This window comes from Streptomyces sp. NPDC003042 (assembly GCF_053591315.1).
Genome location: NZ_JBSFTP010000027.1, coordinates 1 through 17,010, shown reverse-complemented (window position 1 = coordinate 17,010; position 17,010 = coordinate 1). Strand labels below are relative to the sequence as shown.

Below are 17,010 nucleotides of genomic sequence, written 5' to 3'. Positions count from 1 at the left end.
GTGCCCGCCTTCACCGCCCGGCACAATGGCCGCATGAGTACGTCCCCCCTCCCCGGCAACCTCGACCCCGCCGTCGCCGCGCGCCTCAAGCGCTCCGCGGACGGCCTGGTACCGGCCATCGCCCAGCAGTACGACACCGGTGAGGTGCTGATGCTCGGCTGGATGGACGACGAGGCCCTGCACCGCACCCTGACCACGGGCCGCTGTACGTACTGGTCGCGCAGCCGCCAGGAGTACTGGGTGAAGGGGGACACTTCCGGCCACTTCCAGCACGTGAAGTCCGTCGCCCTCGACTGCGACGCCGACACCGTGCTCGTCAAGGTCGACCAGGTCGGGGCCGCCTGCCACACCGGAGCCCGCACCTGCTTCGACGACGATGTCCTCCTCGATGTCCTCCCCCCGGACGACGTCCTCCCCGCCGACGCCGACTAGGTAGGGTCCCACGCCATGGATCTTGAGACGTTCCGCAAGCTCGCGGCCGACCGCCGCGTCATCCCCGTGAGCCGCAAGTTGCTGGCCGACGGGGACACCCCCGTGGGCCTCTACCGGAAGCTCGCCGCCGAGCGCCGCGGCACCTTCCTGCTGGAGTCGGCCGAGAACGGCCGCTCGTGGTCCCGGTACTCCTTCATCGGCGTACGCAGCGACGCGACCCTGACCGTCAAGGACGGCCAGGCCCACTGGATCGGCACCCCGCCCGTCGGCGTACCCACCGACGGCGACCCGCTCGACGCCCTGCGCGCGACCGTCGAGGCCCTGCACACGCCCCGTGACCTGGCGCCCGGCATGCCGCCCTTCACCGGCGGCATGGTCGGCTACCTCGGCTACGACATCGTGCGCCGCCTGGAGCGCATCGGCGAGCACGGCACGGACGACCTGCGACTGCCCGAGCTGACGATGCTGCTCACCTCCGACCTGGCGGTCATGGACCACTGGGACGGCACGGTCCAGCTCATCGCCAACGCGATCAACCAGAACGACCTCGCATCGGGCGTGGACGAGGCGTACGCCGACGCCGTCGCCCGACTCGACGCGATGGAGGCCGACCTCGCACGGCCGGCCCCCTACGTACCGGCCCCGCTGCCGGACTCCGTGCTGCCGCCGTTCGACGCCCTGTGGGGCGGCGAGAAGTACCAGGCGGCCGTCGAGGACATCAAGGAGCGCATCCGGGCCGGCGAGGCCTTCCAGGTGGTGCCCTCGCAGCGGTTCGAGACCCCCTGCCACGCCTCCGCCCTGGACGTCTACCGGGTGCTGCGGGCCACCAACCCGTCCCCGTACATGTACCTCTTCCGCTTCGAGAACGGCTTCGACGTGGTCGGCTCCAGCCCCGAGGCGCTGGTCAAGGTCGAGGACGGGCGGGCCATGGTCCACCCCATCGCCGGCACCCGGCACCGGGGCGCCACCCCGCAGGAGGACCACGACCTCGCCGAGGAGCTGCTGGCCGACCCCAAGGAGCGCGCCGAGCACCTGATGCTCGTCGACCTCGGCCGCAACGACCTGGGGCGGGTCTGCGAGCCGGGCTCCGTCGAGGTCGTCGACTTCATGAACATCGAGCGCTACTCGCACGTCATGCACATCGTGTCCACCGTCACCGGGCGGATCGCCGAGGGCAAGACCGCCTTCGACGTGCTCACCGCCTGCTTCCCGGCCGGCACCCTCTCCGGCGCGCCCAAGCCCCGCGCCATGCAGATCATCGAGGAGCTGGAGCCCTCCCGCCGAGGCCTCTACGGCGGCTGCGTCGGCTACCTGGACTTCGCGGGGGACTCCGACACGGCCATCGCCATCCGTACCGCACTGCTGCGCGACGGGACGGCGTACGTGCAGGCCGGCGCCGGGGTCGTCGCGGATTCGGTGCCCGAGCTGGAGGACAACGAGTGCCGCAACAAGGCGGCCGCCGTGCTCCGCGCCGTGGGAGCGGCGAACCGCCTCCACCGCGCCTGAGGCCGTAGGGGATAGTGGGGTACGTGAGCGCCGTACCCCCGCCCCAGCCCCCCACCCCGACCGATGACGCCGAGGCCCCCGAGAGTGGCGGCGGCCGCCGCAGCGTGGCCGTCGCCCTGCTGCTCGGCGCGCTCGGCGCCACCGTCGTCCTGCTCGCCTCCGGCCGTGTGTGGGCCCGGGGCAGCGCCGCCGTCGGCGACGGCTCCCTCGCGCTGACCGCGGACGGGCGGGCCGTCACCGGCCTGCCCGCGGCCCTGGCCATCGTGGGCCTGGCGGCCCTGGTCGCGGTGTTCGCCGTACGCGGTCGCGGCCGGCTGCTGGTGTCCGGGTTGCTCGCGCTGAGCGGCCTCGGCGCGGCGCTGGCCTCCGTGGCCGCCGCCGACGACCGCCGGGCGCTGGACGAGCGGGCCGCCACCGCGACGGCGGACACCGCGGCGCGCGTGGCCGGGCTCACCCATACGGCGTGGCCGTACATCGCCGCCGCCGGAGCCGTCCTGATCCTGCTCGCGGGACTCCTGGCGTTGCGCTACGGCCGGAGCTGGCCGGCGATGGGCGGTCGCTACGAGCGCGACGGCAGTCCCCGTACGCGTACGCCCGCGGCGGTGGACCCGGACCGCCCGGAGGACGTGTGGAAGGCCCTGGACCGCGGCGAGGACCCGACCCGCTGAAGAATCTTCCCGCCCGGTGCGGGACAATGACACCGAACGTGCGGCGCGGACCGCACGTTCGACAAAGCAGCGCGACAGAGCAACGAGGAGCAACTCATGGCGGGCACGAGCCACGGACACACCCCGGCCGCCTGGACCGGTGTCATCATCGCCTTCATCGGTTTCTGCGTCTCCGGCGCGTTCATGGTGGTGGCGAATCCGCTCGGGTTCTGGGCGGGCCTCGTCGTCGTCGCGCTCGGCGGTGTCGTCGGCATGGCCATGAAGGCCGCGGGCATGGGTGCCCCCAAGACCACCCACCGCGACCTCGCCGAGGTCATCGCCGCCAACCGGACGCCGGCCAAGGCCTGAGCGCGACTCCTGCGGATCGAAAGGCGCGGCCCTGTCGGGCTGCGCCTTTTGTCATGACCGGAGAGAATCAGCGGGTGGACGCCTTCCGTACTCCCGCAGCGCCTTCCGAGCCACCGCCACCGCCACCGCTGCCGCCGTTCGCGCCGCACACGGCGGGGCCGGTACGGGTCTCCCGGGCCCGGCGGTTGGCCGCCCCGGCGCTCACCCTGGCCGGGGCCGCGGCCGCCTTCGCGTACGTGGGCGCCGTGGACCCCAACGAACCCGGGCACTACCCGCTCTGCCCGCTGCTGCGGCTGACCGGCATCCTCTGCCCCGGCTGCGGCGGGCTGCGCAGCGCGCACGCCTTCGCCCACGGGGATCTGGTCACCGCCCTCGGGGCCAACGCCGTGGCCGTCGCCGGGTATCTCGTCTTCGCCGGTTTCATCGCCCTGTGGCTGGTGCGGGCCTTCCGCGGCCGGCCGGCGCCCCGGCTCACCCTGAGACCGGCCTATTGGTGGGGCATCGGCGGGCTCGTATTCGTTTTCTCGATTGTTCGCAATTTTCCCTTCGGTTCCGCTCTGGCGCCCTGAGGCCGGGCAGGATCCATAGGAAGGACATATTCCGACTGTCCAGTCAATGGGATACGGCGAAGTCCGTGCGGAGCCGCAGCGACCTGCGGATACCATTTGAGTGCTGACCTTGCAGTGGTACGTGTCCGCAAGGCGGCCGACCGTCATCAACCCGGAAGGGGGCCGCTCGCGTGAGTGTGCTCGACGAGATCATCGAAGGGGTCCGCGAAGACCTTGCCGAACGGCAGGCACGCGTGAGCCTCGACGAGCTCAAGGAGCGTGCCGCCAAGGCGCCCCAGGCCAAGGACGGTGTCGCCGCCCTGCGTGGCGACAGCGTCAAGGTGATCTGCGAGGTCAAGCGCTCCAGCCCCTCCAAGGGCGCGCTGGCCGCGATCGCCGATCCGGCCGGGCTCGCCGCCGACTACGAGGCGGGCGGTGCGGCGGTCATCTCCGTCCTCACCGAACAGCGTCGTTTCGGCGGCTCGCTGGCCGACCTGGAAGCCGTCCGCGCCCGCGTGGACATCCCGATCCTGCGCAAGGACTTCATCGTCACGGCCTACCAGCTGTGGGAGGCGCGCGCCTACGGCGCCGACCTCGTGCTGCTGATCGTGGCGGCCCTCGACGACGAGGCCCTCGTCTCCCTCATCGAGCGGGCCGAGTCCATCGGCCTGACCCCGCTCGTCGAGGTCCACGACGAGGAGGAGGTCGAGCGCGCGGTCGCAGCGGGCGCCAAGATCATCGGCGTCAACGCCCGCAACCTCAAGGACCTCAAGGTCGACCGCTCCACCTTCGAGCGCGTCGTCCAGGAGATCCCCGACCACATCGTGAAGGTCGCCGAGTCCGGCATCCGCGGACCGCACGACCTGATCGCGTACGCCAACGAGGGCGCCGACGCCGTCCTCGTCGGAGAGTCCCTGGTCACCGGCCGGGACCCGAAGGCGGCCGTCGCCGACCTCGTCGCCGCCGGCGCCCACCCCGCCCTGCGCCACGGCCGGAGCTGACCCTCCCGTGCCCCCCTCCCGCCCCTGCGTCCGCACCCGACCGGGCCCCGGCCCGGCCGGCGCGACGACGAAGCACGCGCCCCTGGCGCGCGGCTGCCGCCCTCGCGGCTGCCGCGCCCCGGCCCGGCGTGTGCACGGACGGCGGGTGCGCTACGTGATCGGCTCCGAGCCCGGCCAGGTCAACGGCATGCGATGGCGCGGCGGAGCCGCGCTGTAACGACGGCTGCCCGAGCCCGGTACGCGAGACGTACCGGCCCGGGGGGCCGCGTGCGGCCACGCCCTGGAGCCACGGTTCCCGGGCGCGGGCCGATCCGTCCGTACGGCGCCACCCCTTCCTCAGCGGGGTGCGCGAACCTCGGACCGACGGCGCCATACGGTGAAACGCACCCGCCGCCCAGCAACCCGTTCCGCATCCCGTAGGAGTAGTGGCCATGTCCACCAGCTCGTTCTTCATTCCGGACCCGGAGGGTCACGTCCCGAACGCCGAGGGCTACTTCGGCGACTTCGGCGGCAAGTTCATCCCCGAGGCGCTCGTCGCCGCGGTGGACGAGGTCGCGGTCGAGTACGAGAAGGCCAAGGGCGACCCGGCCTTCGCCGCCGAGCTCAACGAGCTCATGGTGAACTACACGGGCCGCCCCAGCGCCCTCACCGAGGTGCCCCGCTTCGCCGAGCACGCCGGCGGCGCCCGGATCTTCCTCAAGCGCGAGGACCTGAACCACACCGGCTCGCACAAGATCAACAACGTGCTGGGCCAGGCGCTGCTCACCAAGCGCATGGGCAAGACCCGCGTCATCGCCGAGACCGGAGCCGGCCAGCACGGCGTGGCCACCGCCACCGCCTGCGCCCTCTTCGGCCTCGACTGCACCATCTACATGGGCGAGATCGACACCCAGCGCCAGGCCCTCAACGTGGCCCGCATGCGCATGCTCGGCGCCGAGGTCATCGCCGTGAAGTCCGGCTCCCGGACCCTCAAGGACGCCATCAACGAGGCGTTCCGCGACTGGGTCGCCAACGTCGAGCGGACCCACTACCTCTTCGGCACGGTCGCGGGCCCGCACCCCTTCCCGGCCATGGTCCGCGACTTCCACCGCGTCATCGGGGTCGAGGCCCGCCGCCAGATCCTGGAGCGCACCGGCCGGCTGCCGGACGCCGTCGCGGCCTGCGTCGGCGGCGGCTCCAACGCCATCGGCCTCTTCCACGCCTTCATCCCCGACGCCGGCGTCCGCCTGGTCGGCTTCGAGCCCGCCGGGCACGGCGTGGAGACCGGCGAGCACGCGGCCACGCTGACCGCGGGCGAGCCCGGGATCCTGCACGGCTCCCGTTCGTACGTCCTTCAGGACGAGGAGGGCCAGATCACCGAGCCCTACTCGATCTCCGCCGGTCTGGACTACCCGGGCATCGGCCCCGAGCACTCCTACCTCAAGGACACCGGCCGCGGCGAGTACCGCGCGGTCACCGACGACGACGCCATGCAGGCCCTGCGCCTGCTCTGCCGTACGGAGGGCATCATCCCGGCGATCGAGTCGGCGCACGCCCTCGCCGGGGCGCTCGACCTCGGCAAGGAACTGGGCAAGGACGGCCTGATCGTGGTCAACCTGTCCGGGCGCGGCGACAAGGACATGGACACGGCGGCGCGCTACTTCGACCTGTACGACCGGGCCGAGAACGCGGCTGAGGGGGAGAGCAAGTGAGTACGGCACACGAGAAGACCGGCCGCCTGGAACTGCTGAGCAGCACCCTCGCCAAGGCCAAGTCCGAGGACCGCGCGGCCCTCGTCGCCTACCTGCCCGCCGGATTCCCGACCGTGGACGGCGCCATCGAGGCGGTCAAGGCCGTCATCGCGGGCGGCGCGGACGTGGTCGAGATCGGCCTGCCGCACAGCGACCCGGTCCTGGACGGCGCGATCATCCAGACCGCCGACGACATCGCCCTGCGCGGCGGCGTGAAGATCGCCGACGTCATGCGCACCGTGCGCGAGGCGTTCGAGGCCACCGGGGTCCCGATCCTGGTCATGACGTACTGGAACCCCATCGACCGCTACGGCGTCGAGCGGTTCACCGCCGAGCTGGCGGCCGCGGGCGGCGCCGGCTGCATCCTGCCCGACCTGCCGGTCCAGGAGTCCGCGCTGTGGCGCGAGCACGCGGCCAGGCACGGTCTGGCGACCGTCTTCGTCGTGGCCCCCAGCAGCCAGGACGCGCGCCTGGCGACCATCACCGCAGCCGGTTCCGGCTTCGTCTACGCCGCCTCCCTCATGGGCGTCACGGGCACCCGCGAGTCGGTCGGCACCGAGGCCCAGGAGCTGGTGCGCCGCACCCGCGCCACCACCGATCTGCCGGTCTGCGTGGGCCTGGGCGTCTCCAACGCAGCCCAGGCCAAGCAGGTCGCGGGCTTCGCGGACGGGGTGATCGTCGGCTCGGCCTTCGTGAAGCTGCTGCTGGACGCGCCGGACCTGCCCACCGGGCTGGCCGCCGTGGAGGCACTGGCGGGCGAGCTTGCGGAAGGCGTACGCAGGTCCTGACGCGGGACGGGCCCAGGACGGGGTTCTGTAGTCCGATCGGGTGGAAACAGGGGCGGGGAGGCACGCGAGTGCCTCCCCGCTTCGTTTGGCCGAACGTGAGCGAGAAGAACGACGGTGCGAACCGCGATGCGACGAAACGATCGGCCCGCGAGCGACTCCTCGTGGAGCGCGAGCGGCAGAAGGCCCGGGACAAGCGCCGGCGGACCCTGATCGTGTCGGCGGCGGTGGTCGGCGTACTCGGCCTGGCGGCCGTCGTCGGCCTGATCGCCGCCAATGCCGGGTCCGACAAGCCGGACAAGGCGGGTCCGGTGGTAGCGCCGTCGGGGGCCACCGGCAAGGACGCGCTCGCCATCCAGACCGGCAAGAGCGACGCCAAGTCCCAGCTGACCATCTGGGAGGACTTCCGCTGCCCCGCCTGCAAGTCCTTCGAGATCAACTACAAGGACACCATCCACGAGCTGGAGGCCAAGGGGCTGCTCAAGACCGAGTACCACCTGGTCACCCTGATCGACGGGAACATGGGCGGCACCGGATCGCTGAAGTCCGCGAACGCCGCCGCCTGCGCGCAGGACGCGGGCAAGTTCACCGCGTACCACGACGTGCTCTTCCTGAACCAGCCGGAGGAGGTCGACGACGCCTACGGGAAGAACGCCAAGCTGTTCGAACTGGCCGCCAAGGTCGACGGACTCGACACCCCCGAGTTCCGCTCGTGCGTGGAGGACGGGACGCACAACAGCTGGGTCGCCAAGTCCCACGAGGCCTTCCGGGCCGGGAAGTTCCGCGGCACGCCGACCGTGCTGCTCGACGGCAAGGACATCTTCGCCGACCAGGCCGATCCGCTGACCCCGGCGAAGCTGAAGGCGAGGGTGGAGGCAGCGGCGAAGGGCGCCGGCGGCGGCGCGAGCGGATCCGATTCCGCGAAGGGGGCGGGGAAGGGCTCCCCGTCCGCCTCGGCCTCCGGCCCGGCCTCGCGCTCGGCCTCCGGCTCGGCCTCCGGCTCGGCCTCCGGCTCGGCCTCGGCCTCCCCGAGGACCTCGTCCACGACCGGGTCGAAAGCGGTGTCAAAGGGGACCGCGCAGGACTGAGCGGTGCCAGGACAGGGCGCCTGGGCATGTGTGGGTTTGGTTTCAGCTTGCCGGGCGGGTTGCGGTCAGCACCGCCCGGCAGGGTAGCGTCAGGTCTGCCATGACCCTTGCCTATATCCCCAGTCCGTCGACCGGCGTGATCCATCTCGGACCGATCCCGCTCCGCGGCTACGCGTTCTGCATCATCATCGGCGTCTTCGTCGCCATCTGGCTCGGCAACAAGCGCTGGATCGCGCGCGGTGGAAAGCCGGGCACGGTCGCGGACATCGCCGTCTGGGCGGTGCCGTTCGGCCTTGTCGGCGGTCGCCTCTACCACGTGATCACCGACTACCAGCTCTACTTCGGCGAAGGCCGCAACTGGGTCGACGCCTTCAAGATCTGGGAAGGCGGCCTCGGTATCTGGGGCGCGATCGCGCTCGGCGCGGTCGGCGCCTGGATCGGCTGCCGGCTGCGCGGTATCCCGCTGCCCGCCTGGGCCGACGCCCTGGCTCCCGGAATCGCGCTGGCCCAGGCCTTCGGGCGCTGGGGCAACTGGTTCAACCAGGAGCTGTACGGCCGGGCCACCGACCTGCCGTGGGCGGTGAAGATCACCGAGGGTCCCAACCGGGACGCCGGGACCTACCACCCCACCTTCCTCTACGAATCGCTGTGGTGCGTCGGCGTCGCCGCCCTGGTCATCTGGGCCGACCGCCGCTTCAAGCTCGGGCACGGGCGGGCGTTCGCCCTGTACGTCGCCTCGTACTGCGCGGGCCGCGGCTGGATCGAGTACATGCGGGTCGACGAGGCCCACCACATCCTGGGCCTGCGGCTGAACGTCTGGACCTCGATCGTCGTCTTCGTGCTGGCCGTGACCTACTTCGTGCTGTCGGCGAAGCTGCGTCCGGGCCGCGAGGAGATCGTGGAACCGGTCGCCTCCGGCGGTAAGGGCGGGGACGGCGTGGCCGATGCCGATGCCGATGCCCTGGCCGGGCCGGAACCGAAGGACGCGGACGCCGTGACCGGTGCCCGGGCGAAGCCGGCCGACCTCACGAAGGCCACTGCCGAGCCGGAGGACGGCGTCAAGGCCGACCTGCGCGAGGCGGACGGCGACACGGCCGCGGAGGCCGGAAAGAGCTGAACGGATTCTTTCCGAAGGGGGCGCCGCGCGGTCCGCGGCGCCCCCTTCGCCATGCCCGGGGCTGTCAGAAGCGGCCGGCGTGATCATCCCTCGTTGACCGTCGTCACCGGGGGGAGAGAGATCGTGCCTCGTCATCGACGGCCGGCACCCCGGCCCCGGCCCGCGACATCATCGGTTGGGCAGCGGGCTCCAGCGCGCTGGAGAACGTGGTCATCGCCAGCCGGGACAAGGCCACGGTCAACGGGGGCGTGCTCGTCCACTCGGGTACCGGCTCCACGGCCGTGCTGCGCAACGTCGTCGGCCTGTACGGCACCCACATCCACTACGAGCAGTCGTCCACCGCGACCCGGCACGATCCCGGTCGAGAACGTCCCGGACCTGCCGCTCGGCTCGTCCCCGGGCCGGTCACCGACGCCCCCTTCACCCGCCCGCCGGTGGACGGCACGACGGCCGTGGACTCCGCCGACAAGCGGCTCCATACGGGTCGGCGGCACATGGCGCCGGTCGGCGCTCAACGCGCAGGCACCCGTTCCGCCAGGGCCAGCGTGCGGTGGGCCGCCGCGACCACGGCCGGGTCGACGAAGCGGCCGTCGGGCAGGGCCAGGGCGCCCGGCATCGCGCGGGCCGCCGTGACGATCTCCTCGGCGGCGGTGACCTCGTCGGGCCCGGGGAGGTAGGCCCGTTCGATCACCGGGAGCTGGCGCGGGTGGATCGCCGCCCGGCCCATGAATCCGAGCGAGCGGCCCCGGGCGCAGGAGACGGCCAGCGCCTCCAGGTCCCGGATGTCGGGGAACACCGACTGGGCCGGGGCCGCCAGGCCCGCCGCCCGGGCGGCGACCACCACACGGGAGCGCGGCCAGTCCAGGCCCGCCTCCGCGCTGACTCCCAGGTCGGCCCGGAGATCGGCCTCCCCGAGGCCGAGCCCGTGCAGGCAGGGGTGGGCGCGGGCGATCTCGTAGGCCCGTTCGACACCCAGCGCGGACTCCAGCAGGGCGTACAGGGCCACCCCTCCGGTGCGGTCGGCGACCCGGGTGATCTGCGCCGGATCGTCGATCTTGGGGAGCCGGAGCCCGGCGAGCCCGCGCAGGCGGGCCAGCGCGGTGAGGTCGGCGCCCGCCCAGGGCGAGCCCAGGGCGTTGATACGGACGTGCACGGGGACCGCGGGCCGCTCGGTGAGAAGCTCGGCGGTGGCCGCGCGGGCGTACTCCTTGCGGGAGACCGATACGGAGTCCTCCAGGTCCACGATGACGGCGTCGGCCCCGCAGCCCAGGGCCTTGGCCACCACCTCGGGGCGGTCGCCGGGCGCGTAGAGCCAGGTGAGGATCACAGGGCGCCTTCCGTACGGAGCGCGGCGATCTCGGCCGGTCCGAGGCCGAGTTCGGTCAGGATCTCGACGGTGTCCGCGCCGTGCGGGCGGCCGGCCCAGCGGATGCCGCCGGGGGTCTCGGACAGGCGGAAGAGGACGTTCTGCATGCGGAGCGGGCCGAGTTCGGGGTCCTCGATCTCCGTGAGCGTGCCGAGGGCCGCGTACTGCGGATCGGCCATCACGTCCCGGACGTCGTAGACCTGGGCCACCGCCGCGTCGGCCTCCTCGAAGGCCGCCACCACCTCCTCGGCCTTGTGCCGGGCGATCCAGCCGCCGACGGCCTCGTCCAGGACGGGCGCGTGCGCGGCCCGGCCGGAGCCGCTCGCGAACCAGGGCTCGCCGATCAGCTCCGGCCGTCCGACCAGCCGCATCACCCGCTCCGCGATCGACTGGGCCGAAGTCGACACCGCCAGCCAGCGGCCGTCCGCGCTGCGGTAGGTGTTGCGGGGGGCGTTGTTGGTGGAGCGGTTGCCGGTGCGGGGCTGGACGTAGCCGAGCTGGTCGTACCAGAGCGGGTGCGGGCCGAGCACGGTCAGGATCGGCTCGATGATGGCCAGGTCCACGACCTGCCCGTGCCCGGTGCGGTCGCGTCCGGCGAGCGCCGCCATCACGGCGTACGCGGTGGTCAGCGCGGCGATCGAGTCCGCCAGGCCGAAGGGCGGCAGCGTCGGCGGCCCGTCCGGCTCGCCGGTGATCGCCGCGAACCCGCTCATCGCCTCGGCGAGGGTGCCGAAGCCGGGGCGGCGGGCGTACGGGCCCTGCTGGCCGAAGGCCGTGACGCGGGTCAGGACCAGGCGCGGGTTAGCCGCCGAGAGCTCGGGCCAGCCCAGGCCCCACCGTTCCAGGGTGCCGGGGCGGAAGTTCTCGACGACCACGTCGGCGGTGGCGGCCAGGCGCAGGAGGGTGTCCCGGCCGCCGGGGGTGGACAGGTCGAGGGTCATCGTCCGCTTGTTCCGGCCGAGCAGCTTCCACCACAGGCCGACGCCGTCCTTGGCCGGGCCGTGGCCGCGCGAGGGGTCGGGCCGGCCGGGGTGCTCCACCTTCACCACCTCGGCGCCGAAGTCGCCGAGCAGGGTGGCCGCGAGGGGCCCGGCGAAGAGGGTGGCGAGATCGAGGACGCGCAGCCCTTCCAGTGGCCCTGGTCCGCCCCGGTCGGACGCGCCGCCCGCGCCGCCGGGCATCATGACGCGGCTCCGGGCCCGGGGCGGGGGGCGGGGGCGCCGGGGGCGGGCGTCGGCTCGGGCGGGGACCCGTGCGTGGGTGTGGGGGGTGTGGGTGTGGGGCCGGATTCCGGCGAGGGCCGGGGGTCGGGCCGGGCGGGGTCGGGCTCCGGGAAAGGCCCGGCCAGGGCACGGGTGAGCTCGGCGCGGGTCGGCATCGAGGCCTGTGCGCCCGGGCGTTGGACGGACAGGGCGGCCGCCGACGAGGCCCAGGTCAGCGCCTCCGGCATCGGGCGGCCCTCCCCGAGGGCCACCGCGAGGGCGCCGACGAAGGTGTCCCCGGCGGCGGTGGTGTCCACGGCCCGCACCCGGGGCGCGGGCACGGTCAGCGGCTCGCGCCCCCGGGCGGCGTACAGGGACCCGGCCGCGCCCAGCGTGATCACCACCTCCGGCACGTCCTGGAGCAGCGCCTCGGCGGCCTGGCGCGCGTCGGTGAGGCCGGTCAGGGCGGCCGCCTCGTGCTCGTTCGGGACCAGCAGGTCGGTGGCCGCCAGGAGTTCGGCGGGCAGCGTCCCCCAGCTACCGCTGGGAGGTGCCCCCGGGGCTGGGGCCGGGGTGAGGATCGTACGGACCCCGTGGGCGCGGGCGGCGAGGGCGCCGGCGAGGACGGCGTCCAGGGGGAGTTCGAGCTGGAGGAGGAGGCAGTCGGCGGCGCCGATCCGCGCGTCGTCGCCCGCCTCCAGGGCGGTGACGCGGGCGTTCGCGCCCGGGATGACGATGATGCTGTTCGCGCCGTCGTCGTCGACCGTGATGTGGGCGGTGCCGCTGGCGCCCTCGACGGTGCGCAGGGCGGTCGTCTCGACCCCGGCCGCCGCGAGCGCGGCCCGCAGCCGTACGCCGAACTCGTCGGCCCCCACCGCGCCGATCATCACCACCTCCCCGCCGAGGCGGGCGGCGGCGACCGCCTGGTTGGCGCCCTTGCCGCCGGGGAGGGTGCGCAACTCCCGGCCGGTGACGGTCTCCCCCAGGCGGGGGGCCTTGGGCACGTAGGCGACGAGGTCCATGTTCGTACTGCCGAGCACGGCGATGGCCGTCATGAGCGGGCTGCCTCCTGGGCGGTGAGACGGGCGAGGGTGTCGAAGCCGATGCCGTCGAATCCGGCGACGGTGGTGGCGAGGCGGTTCCCCAGCGGCGCGGTCCAGCGGTGCGGGATCCGGTCGGGCGACCCGGCCAGGAGCCCGGCCAGGGAACCGGCGGTGGCGCCGTTGGAGTCGGTGTCCCAGCCGCCGGACACGGCGCGGCAGATGGAGTGGGTGAAGTCGCCGTCGGCGTGGGTGAGGGCGGCGGCGATCAGGGCGGTGTTGGGCAGGGCGTGCACCCAGTGATAGTGGCCGTAGCAGGCGTGCAGCCGGTCCACGACCCGGTCGAAGTCGGCCTCGGCGGTGGCGGTACGGATCCCGAAGCGGACGGCGTCGGCGAGGCGCGAGCGGGGCGGTACGACGGCCAGCCCGGCCCGGAGCGCGGTGTGGACGTCGGCCCGGCCGGTGGCCGCCTCGGCGATCGCGGCGGCGACGAAGAGGGCCGCGTAGACGCCGTTGGCGGTGTGGGAGAGGGCGGCGTCCCGGTACGCCTGGGCCGCGGCGGCGGCCGGGTCGCCGGGGTTGGTCCAGCCGTGGACGTCGGCGCGGATCAGGGCGCCGATCCACTCGCGGAAGGGGTTGTGGTGGCCGGCAGTGAGCGGGGGCTCCAGACCCTGGAGGAGGTTGCGGTACGCGATCCGCTCGGCGGTGAAGGTCCGGCCGGCGGGGAGCTCGTCGAGCCAGAGCCGGCCGACGTCGGCGGTCGTGAAACCCTTGCCGGTGCGCTGGAGCAGGAGCAGGCCGAGGAGGGGGTAGTTGAGGTCGTCGTCCTCGGGCGTGCCGTTGATGTTCTCGGCGAGGGAGGTGGGTGCCGAGCGACGGTTCCACGGGTACGCGGCCAGGAGCTCCGCCGGGACGCGGCGGGCGGTGAACCAGTCCGCCAGCGGCCAGTTGCCGGTGGCACGGGCGAGGGCCCGGATGCCGTTCAGCGGCAGCTTCTCGACGGGCTTACCGAGCACGCACCCGGCGGCGCGGCCCAGCCATGCGGCCTCCAGCCTGCGGCGCAGGGCGGGGTCGGGCTCCGGTGACCGGAACGGCCCCCCGGGCCCGGGGCCTGGCGCACCGTCGGTTTCGGGGGTGGGGCGGCGGCCCGGTGTGGCTGAGGCTTGGCCTGTCGGCTGCCGGACCGGCCTGGGGGCGCCCGTCGTGCCGGCCGGGGGCCAGGTGGCGCGGATGGCCGGCCAGGCCGTGGGTTCGGTGGTGGCCGACGGGGTCGGGAGAGCGGCGAGGTCGGTCAGCAGGCGGGTGGCGAGGGCCCGGAGTTCGGGCGGGGCCGGGGTGCGGGAGGCCCCGGCCCGGTCGGGGGCCTGGTGGCCGCCCGCCGCGAGCCAGACGCGTAGCGCGGGTCCGGCATCGCGTCCGTCCTCCGCCGCCTGGCGCAGTTCGTGTCCGATCAGGTCCTCCGGCTGGGCCCAGGTGAGCCGCACCAGGTCCTCGGAGGCCGGGGCGCCGTGGTCGTACGGGGCCGGGCTCCTTGGCCGGGTCGCGGCCATGGGTGAGGCTCCGGGCGGGGCGGCGTCCGTGGGCCGGGCGTCGGGGTTCGGCGGGGTGTGGGGCAGGGGTGTTCGGGCCGGCGGGCCGGGCGGAGTATGGGTCAGGCGTGCGTGGGGCGGTGGGTCCGGGCGGGTTTGGTTCAGGGCCGCCGGAGGCGGTGGGTCGTCCGGGGGTGGCGGCGTCATCGGGGGGACGCGATCGTGGTGAAGGCGGTTTCGTGCGTGCGGCGGCGGGTGCGGTCCAGGGTGAAGATCTCCCGGGTGACAGCGGCCAGCGTCGCGGCCGGGGCGTGCAGGTCCAGGCGGCTGGCCTCGGCGACCTGTTTGGCCCAGGCGGCCGGCACCGCGGCCTCGCCGCCCAGGGCCCCCGCGATGGCCCCCGCCATGGTCGCGATGGAGTCGCAGTCCCGCCCGTAGTTGACCGCGCCGAGCACGGCGGTCTCGTACGCCCCGTCCGCGACCAGCAGCATCCCGAGGGCGATCGGGAGTTCCTCGATGGAGTGGAGGCGGGATGGGCGGCGGGCGCCCAGCGACGGGGCGCGGTAGTCCGGGCCCACCGAGTCGTAGGGGGACACCGCCGTGCGGAGGGGGGTCAGCGCCGACTCGAAGTCACGGTGGCGGACGGCTACTTCACAGACCGCCTCGATGGCCGATCGGGTGCCGTCCTTGGCCAGGGACAGCGCGGTGTCCACCACCGAGGCGGCCGTCGCGCCCGGCACGCACGCCGCCGCCACGGCCGCCGCGAAGACGCCCGCCGCCTCCCGCCCGTACGAGGACTGGTGCGCGCCGGTGACGTCCAGCGCCTCGGCGTACGCGCCCGCCGGGTTGCCCGCGTTGACCAGTCCGACCGGCGCCATGTACATCGCCGCGCCGCAGTTGACGATGTTGCCGGTGCCGGCCTCGCGCGGGTCGGCGTGCGCGTAGTGCAGTCGGTGCACGATCCACTTCTCGGCGAGGAAGATCCTCTGGAGGGGGAGGGCCTCGGCCTCCAGTTCCGGGATCCAGCGGGGAGTGGACATGAGGTCGGGGACGAGGTGTTCGGCGACGGCGTAGGCGTCGAGATGGTCGCGTACGGCCGCGTAGACCCGTACCAGCGCATGGGTCATGAGGGTGTCGTCCGTGACGTGTCCGTCGCCCTTGTGGTACGGGGCGATGGGGCGGGCGGTGCGCCAGTCCTCGTACCAGGGGCCGACGATGCCGTGCACACGGCCGCCGTGCCGTTCGACGATCTGGTCCGGGGACCAGCCCTCGACCGGGCCGCCGAGGGCGTCGCCCACGGCGGCGCCGACGAGCGAGCCGGCGATCCGGTCCTCCAACGTGAGCGTCATGTCCGAATCATCCCTTGGGTGAGGTGAGTTCCGTACGGGTGAGGAGTGCGGCGAGTTCGACGAGGTCGGTCCCGGCGAGGCGGGGCAGGGCGCAGCCGGACAGGATGCGGCAGGCCTCGCGCCAGGCGTCGGGGAGGGAGTCGCCGCCGCCCAGGGCGCCGGTGAGGGCGCCCGCGAGGGCGGGGGCGGAGTCCGCGACGCGGGAGAGACAGGCGGCGGCCGGTACGGCTTCGGAGACCTTGCCGCGGGCGGCGGTGGCGAGGGCGAGGGCGACGGGGACGGTTTCGGCGGCGGCGATCCCGTAGCTGTAGACGTGGTCCACGATCTGGTGTTCCAGCAGGGGGACGAGGGCGAAGGCGCCGCCGTCCGCGTCGGCGCGGGCGAGCTTGACGGCGTGCCGGGCGTTGCGGCCGATCTCGGTCGCGGCGGGGAGCTGTTCGAGGGCGGCCTCGACGGCGGCGTCGGTGTCCGCGCCGGCGAGGGCGGTGGCGATGGCGGCGGCCATGGCGCGGGCGCCGTGGACCCCGTCGCCGTCCTGCGTGTAGCGGGCGTCGAACTCGGCCAGGTCGGCTGCCGCGATGGGGTCGCCGGGGTGGACGACGGCGAGGACGCAGGCGCGGACGCAGGCGGCGTCGTCGAAGTAGTGCGGGTTGTCGTGGCCGGTGGCGGGCGGGCGCAGGCCGGCGGCGAGGTTGCCGAGGCCGGCGCGTACGGAGATCCGGGCGCGCAGGGGCAGTACGGCGGACTCGACCTCGGGCGCGCGTTCCGCTGCCGCGGCGATCTCGGAGGCCAGGGCGTTCCAGGCCAGGTCGATGGCGGCGCGCATGCGGCGCGACCGGGAGAGGTCGCTGAGCAGCACCCCGGCGGCGGTGAGTACGGACTCGGCGGCGAAGGCGGCCCACTCGGCGTCGTCGGACGGGCCGAGGCGCAGGGGTTCGGGGGGCTGGTTGAGGGCGATGGGGACGGGGAGGGTGGTGGTGGCGTTCTGCTCGGCGAAGGTGTCGAGCTCGCGGGTGAGGCGGCGGGTCCACTCGGGCATCCGGCTGGCGCGGTGGCGGGCGGCGGGCCACCCGGCCGCGTCGCCTGCGGCGAGGCCGAGGAGGAGGCCTTCGATCCGGCGCGGTGCCGCTGCCTCCGGCGGAGGTGCGGGGGTACGGGGCTCCGTGGGCCGGGTGCTGTTCCCCACCCCGCCCCTTCCCGAAACCGGGGGCGAGCCCCCGGACCCCGGAGCCGGGGCGCCCCCCGGCCGCTCCGCTTATCCCACCTCTGTACTCCCGTCACCTAACAAGTAAACTGGTTTT

17 protein-coding genes are annotated in these 17,010 nt (G+C 73.9%); 11 read left to right on the top strand and 6 right to left on the bottom strand.

The window, feature by feature from the left end:
- Window positions 1-33 precede the first annotated feature (33 nt).
- From hisI to lgt, 11 genes are all read left to right on the top strand, one after another.
- Window positions 34-432 carry a phosphoribosyl-AMP cyclohydrolase gene (gene hisI, locus ACWDYJ_RS16040; protein ID WP_451566150.1) on the top strand — a complete coding sequence of 133 codons (399 nt, stop codon included), beginning with the start codon at window positions 34-36 and terminating at the stop codon, window positions 430-432.
- A 15-nt stretch (window positions 433-447) separates the two neighbouring features.
- Complete coding sequence (locus ACWDYJ_RS16035; protein ID WP_451566149.1) at window positions 448-1,938, top strand: anthranilate synthase component I; 1,491 nt, start codon at window positions 448-450, stop codon at window positions 1,936-1,938.
- A 14-nt stretch (window positions 1,939-1,952) separates the two neighbouring features.
- Window positions 1,953-2,606, top strand: a complete 654-nt coding sequence (locus ACWDYJ_RS16030; protein WP_451566148.1) for a TIGR02234 family membrane protein — start codon at window positions 1,953-1,955, stop codon at window positions 2,604-2,606.
- A gap of 96 nt (window positions 2,607-2,702) precedes the next feature.
- Complete coding sequence (locus tag ACWDYJ_RS16025; protein WP_451566147.1) at window positions 2,703-2,954, top strand: HGxxPAAW family protein; 252 nt, start codon at window positions 2,703-2,705, stop codon at window positions 2,952-2,954.
- Between the two features lie 53 nt (window positions 2,955-3,007).
- Complete coding sequence (locus ACWDYJ_RS16020; protein ID WP_451566146.1) at window positions 3,008-3,523, top strand: DUF2752 domain-containing protein; 516 nt, start codon at window positions 3,008-3,010, stop codon at window positions 3,521-3,523.
- Between the two features lie 170 nt (window positions 3,524-3,693).
- Window positions 3,694-4,503, top strand: a complete 810-nt coding sequence (trpC, locus tag ACWDYJ_RS16015) for an indole-3-glycerol phosphate synthase TrpC (RefSeq protein ID WP_451566145.1) — start codon at window positions 3,694-3,696, stop codon at window positions 4,501-4,503.
- 7 nt (window positions 4,504-4,510) lie between these two features.
- On the top strand, window positions 4,511-4,720 hold the full coding sequence (gene trpM, locus ACWDYJ_RS16010) for a tryptophan biosynthesis modulator TrpM (RefSeq protein WP_451566144.1): 210 nt from the start codon (window positions 4,511-4,513) through the stop codon (window positions 4,718-4,720).
- Window positions 4,721-4,934: 214 nt separating this feature from the next.
- Window positions 4,935-6,194 (top strand): tryptophan synthase subunit beta, encoded by a 1,260-nt coding sequence (gene trpB, locus ACWDYJ_RS16005; protein WP_451566143.1) that lies wholly within the window; start codon window positions 4,935-4,937, stop codon window positions 6,192-6,194.
- Window positions 6,191-7,021, top strand: a complete 831-nt coding sequence (gene trpA / locus ACWDYJ_RS16000) for a tryptophan synthase subunit alpha (RefSeq protein WP_451566142.1) — start codon at window positions 6,191-6,193, stop codon at window positions 7,019-7,021. Before trpB ends, trpA begins: the two co-directional genes overlap by 4 nt.
- A 95-nt stretch (window positions 7,022-7,116) precedes the next feature.
- Window positions 7,117-8,106: a DsbA family protein gene (locus tag ACWDYJ_RS15995; RefSeq protein ID WP_451566141.1), complete on the top strand. Its 990-nt coding sequence runs from the start codon at window positions 7,117-7,119 to the stop codon at window positions 8,104-8,106.
- 100 nt (window positions 8,107-8,206) lie between these two features.
- Window positions 8,207-9,223 carry a prolipoprotein diacylglyceryl transferase gene (lgt, locus tag ACWDYJ_RS15990; protein ID WP_451566140.1) on the top strand — a complete coding sequence of 339 codons (1,017 nt, stop codon included), beginning with the start codon at window positions 8,207-8,209 and terminating at the stop codon, window positions 9,221-9,223.
- Between the two features lie 511 nt (window positions 9,224-9,734).
- Here lgt and ACWDYJ_RS15985 read toward each other — a convergent pair.
- From ACWDYJ_RS15985 to ACWDYJ_RS15960, 6 genes are all read right to left on the bottom strand, one after another.
- Window positions 9,735-10,550, bottom strand: coding sequence for an HpcH/HpaI aldolase/citrate lyase family protein (locus ACWDYJ_RS15985; protein WP_451566139.1), 816 nt, complete (start codon window positions 10,548-10,550; stop codon window positions 9,735-9,737).
- On the bottom strand, window positions 10,547-11,773 hold the full coding sequence (locus tag ACWDYJ_RS15980; RefSeq protein WP_451566138.1) for a CaiB/BaiF CoA transferase family protein: 1,227 nt from the start codon (window positions 11,771-11,773) through the stop codon (window positions 10,547-10,549). The genes ACWDYJ_RS15985 and ACWDYJ_RS15980 overlap by 4 nt, the downstream gene beginning before the upstream one ends.
- Complete coding sequence (gene rbsK, locus ACWDYJ_RS15975; protein ID WP_451566137.1) at window positions 11,770-12,846, bottom strand: ribokinase; 1,077 nt, start codon at window positions 12,844-12,846, stop codon at window positions 11,770-11,772. Before rbsK ends, ACWDYJ_RS15980 begins: the two co-directional genes overlap by 4 nt.
- Window positions 12,843-14,381, bottom strand: a complete 1,539-nt coding sequence (locus tag ACWDYJ_RS15970) for an ADP-ribosylglycohydrolase family protein (protein ID WP_451566136.1) — start codon at window positions 14,379-14,381, stop codon at window positions 12,843-12,845. The genes rbsK and ACWDYJ_RS15970 overlap by 4 nt, the downstream gene beginning before the upstream one ends.
- A 182-nt stretch (window positions 14,382-14,563) precedes the next feature.
- The gene (locus tag ACWDYJ_RS15965) at window positions 14,564-15,709 is read right to left on the bottom strand and encodes an ADP-ribosylglycohydrolase family protein (RefSeq protein WP_451566135.1); all 1,146 of its coding nucleotides are present in this window, start codon (window positions 15,707-15,709) and stop codon (window positions 14,564-14,566) included.
- 7 nt (window positions 15,710-15,716) lie between these two features.
- Window positions 15,717-16,895, bottom strand: coding sequence for an ADP-ribosylglycohydrolase family protein (locus ACWDYJ_RS15960; protein ID WP_451566134.1), 1,179 nt, complete (start codon window positions 16,893-16,895; stop codon window positions 15,717-15,719).
- Between the last annotated feature and the right edge of the window lie 115 nt (window positions 16,896-17,010).

Bases quoted from the DNA above. Each gene is read 5' to 3' on its own strand.
- hisI (WP_451566150.1), top strand. From the start codon at position 34: ATGAGTACGTCCCCCCTCCCCGGCAACCTCGACCCCGCCGTCGCCGCG.
- ACWDYJ_RS16035 (WP_451566149.1), top strand. From the start codon at position 448: ATGGATCTTGAGACGTTCCGCAAGCTCGCGGCCGACCGCCGCGTCATC.
- ACWDYJ_RS16025 (WP_451566147.1), top strand. From the start codon at position 2,703: ATGGCGGGCACGAGCCACGGACACACCCCGGCCGCCTGGACCGGTGTC.
- ACWDYJ_RS16020 (WP_451566146.1), top strand. From the start codon at position 3,008: ATGACCGGAGAGAATCAGCGGGTGGACGCCTTCCGTACTCCCGCAGCG.
- trpB (WP_451566143.1), top strand. From the start codon at position 4,935: ATGTCCACCAGCTCGTTCTTCATTCCGGACCCGGAGGGTCACGTCCCG.
- lgt (WP_451566140.1), top strand. From the start codon at position 8,207: ATGACCCTTGCCTATATCCCCAGTCCGTCGACCGGCGTGATCCATCTC.
- ACWDYJ_RS15980 (WP_451566138.1), bottom strand. From the start codon at position 11,773: ATGATGCCCGGCGGCGCGGGCGGCGCGTCCGACCGGGGCGGACCAGGG.
- rbsK (WP_451566137.1), bottom strand. From the start codon at position 12,846: ATGACGGCCATCGCCGTGCTCGGCAGTACGAACATGGACCTCGTCGCC.
- ACWDYJ_RS15970 (WP_451566136.1), bottom strand. From the start codon at position 14,381: ATGGCCGCGACCCGGCCAAGGAGCCCGGCCCCGTACGACCACGGCGCC.
- ACWDYJ_RS15965 (WP_451566135.1), bottom strand. From the start codon at position 15,709: ATGACGCTCACGTTGGAGGACCGGATCGCCGGCTCGCTCGTCGGCGCC.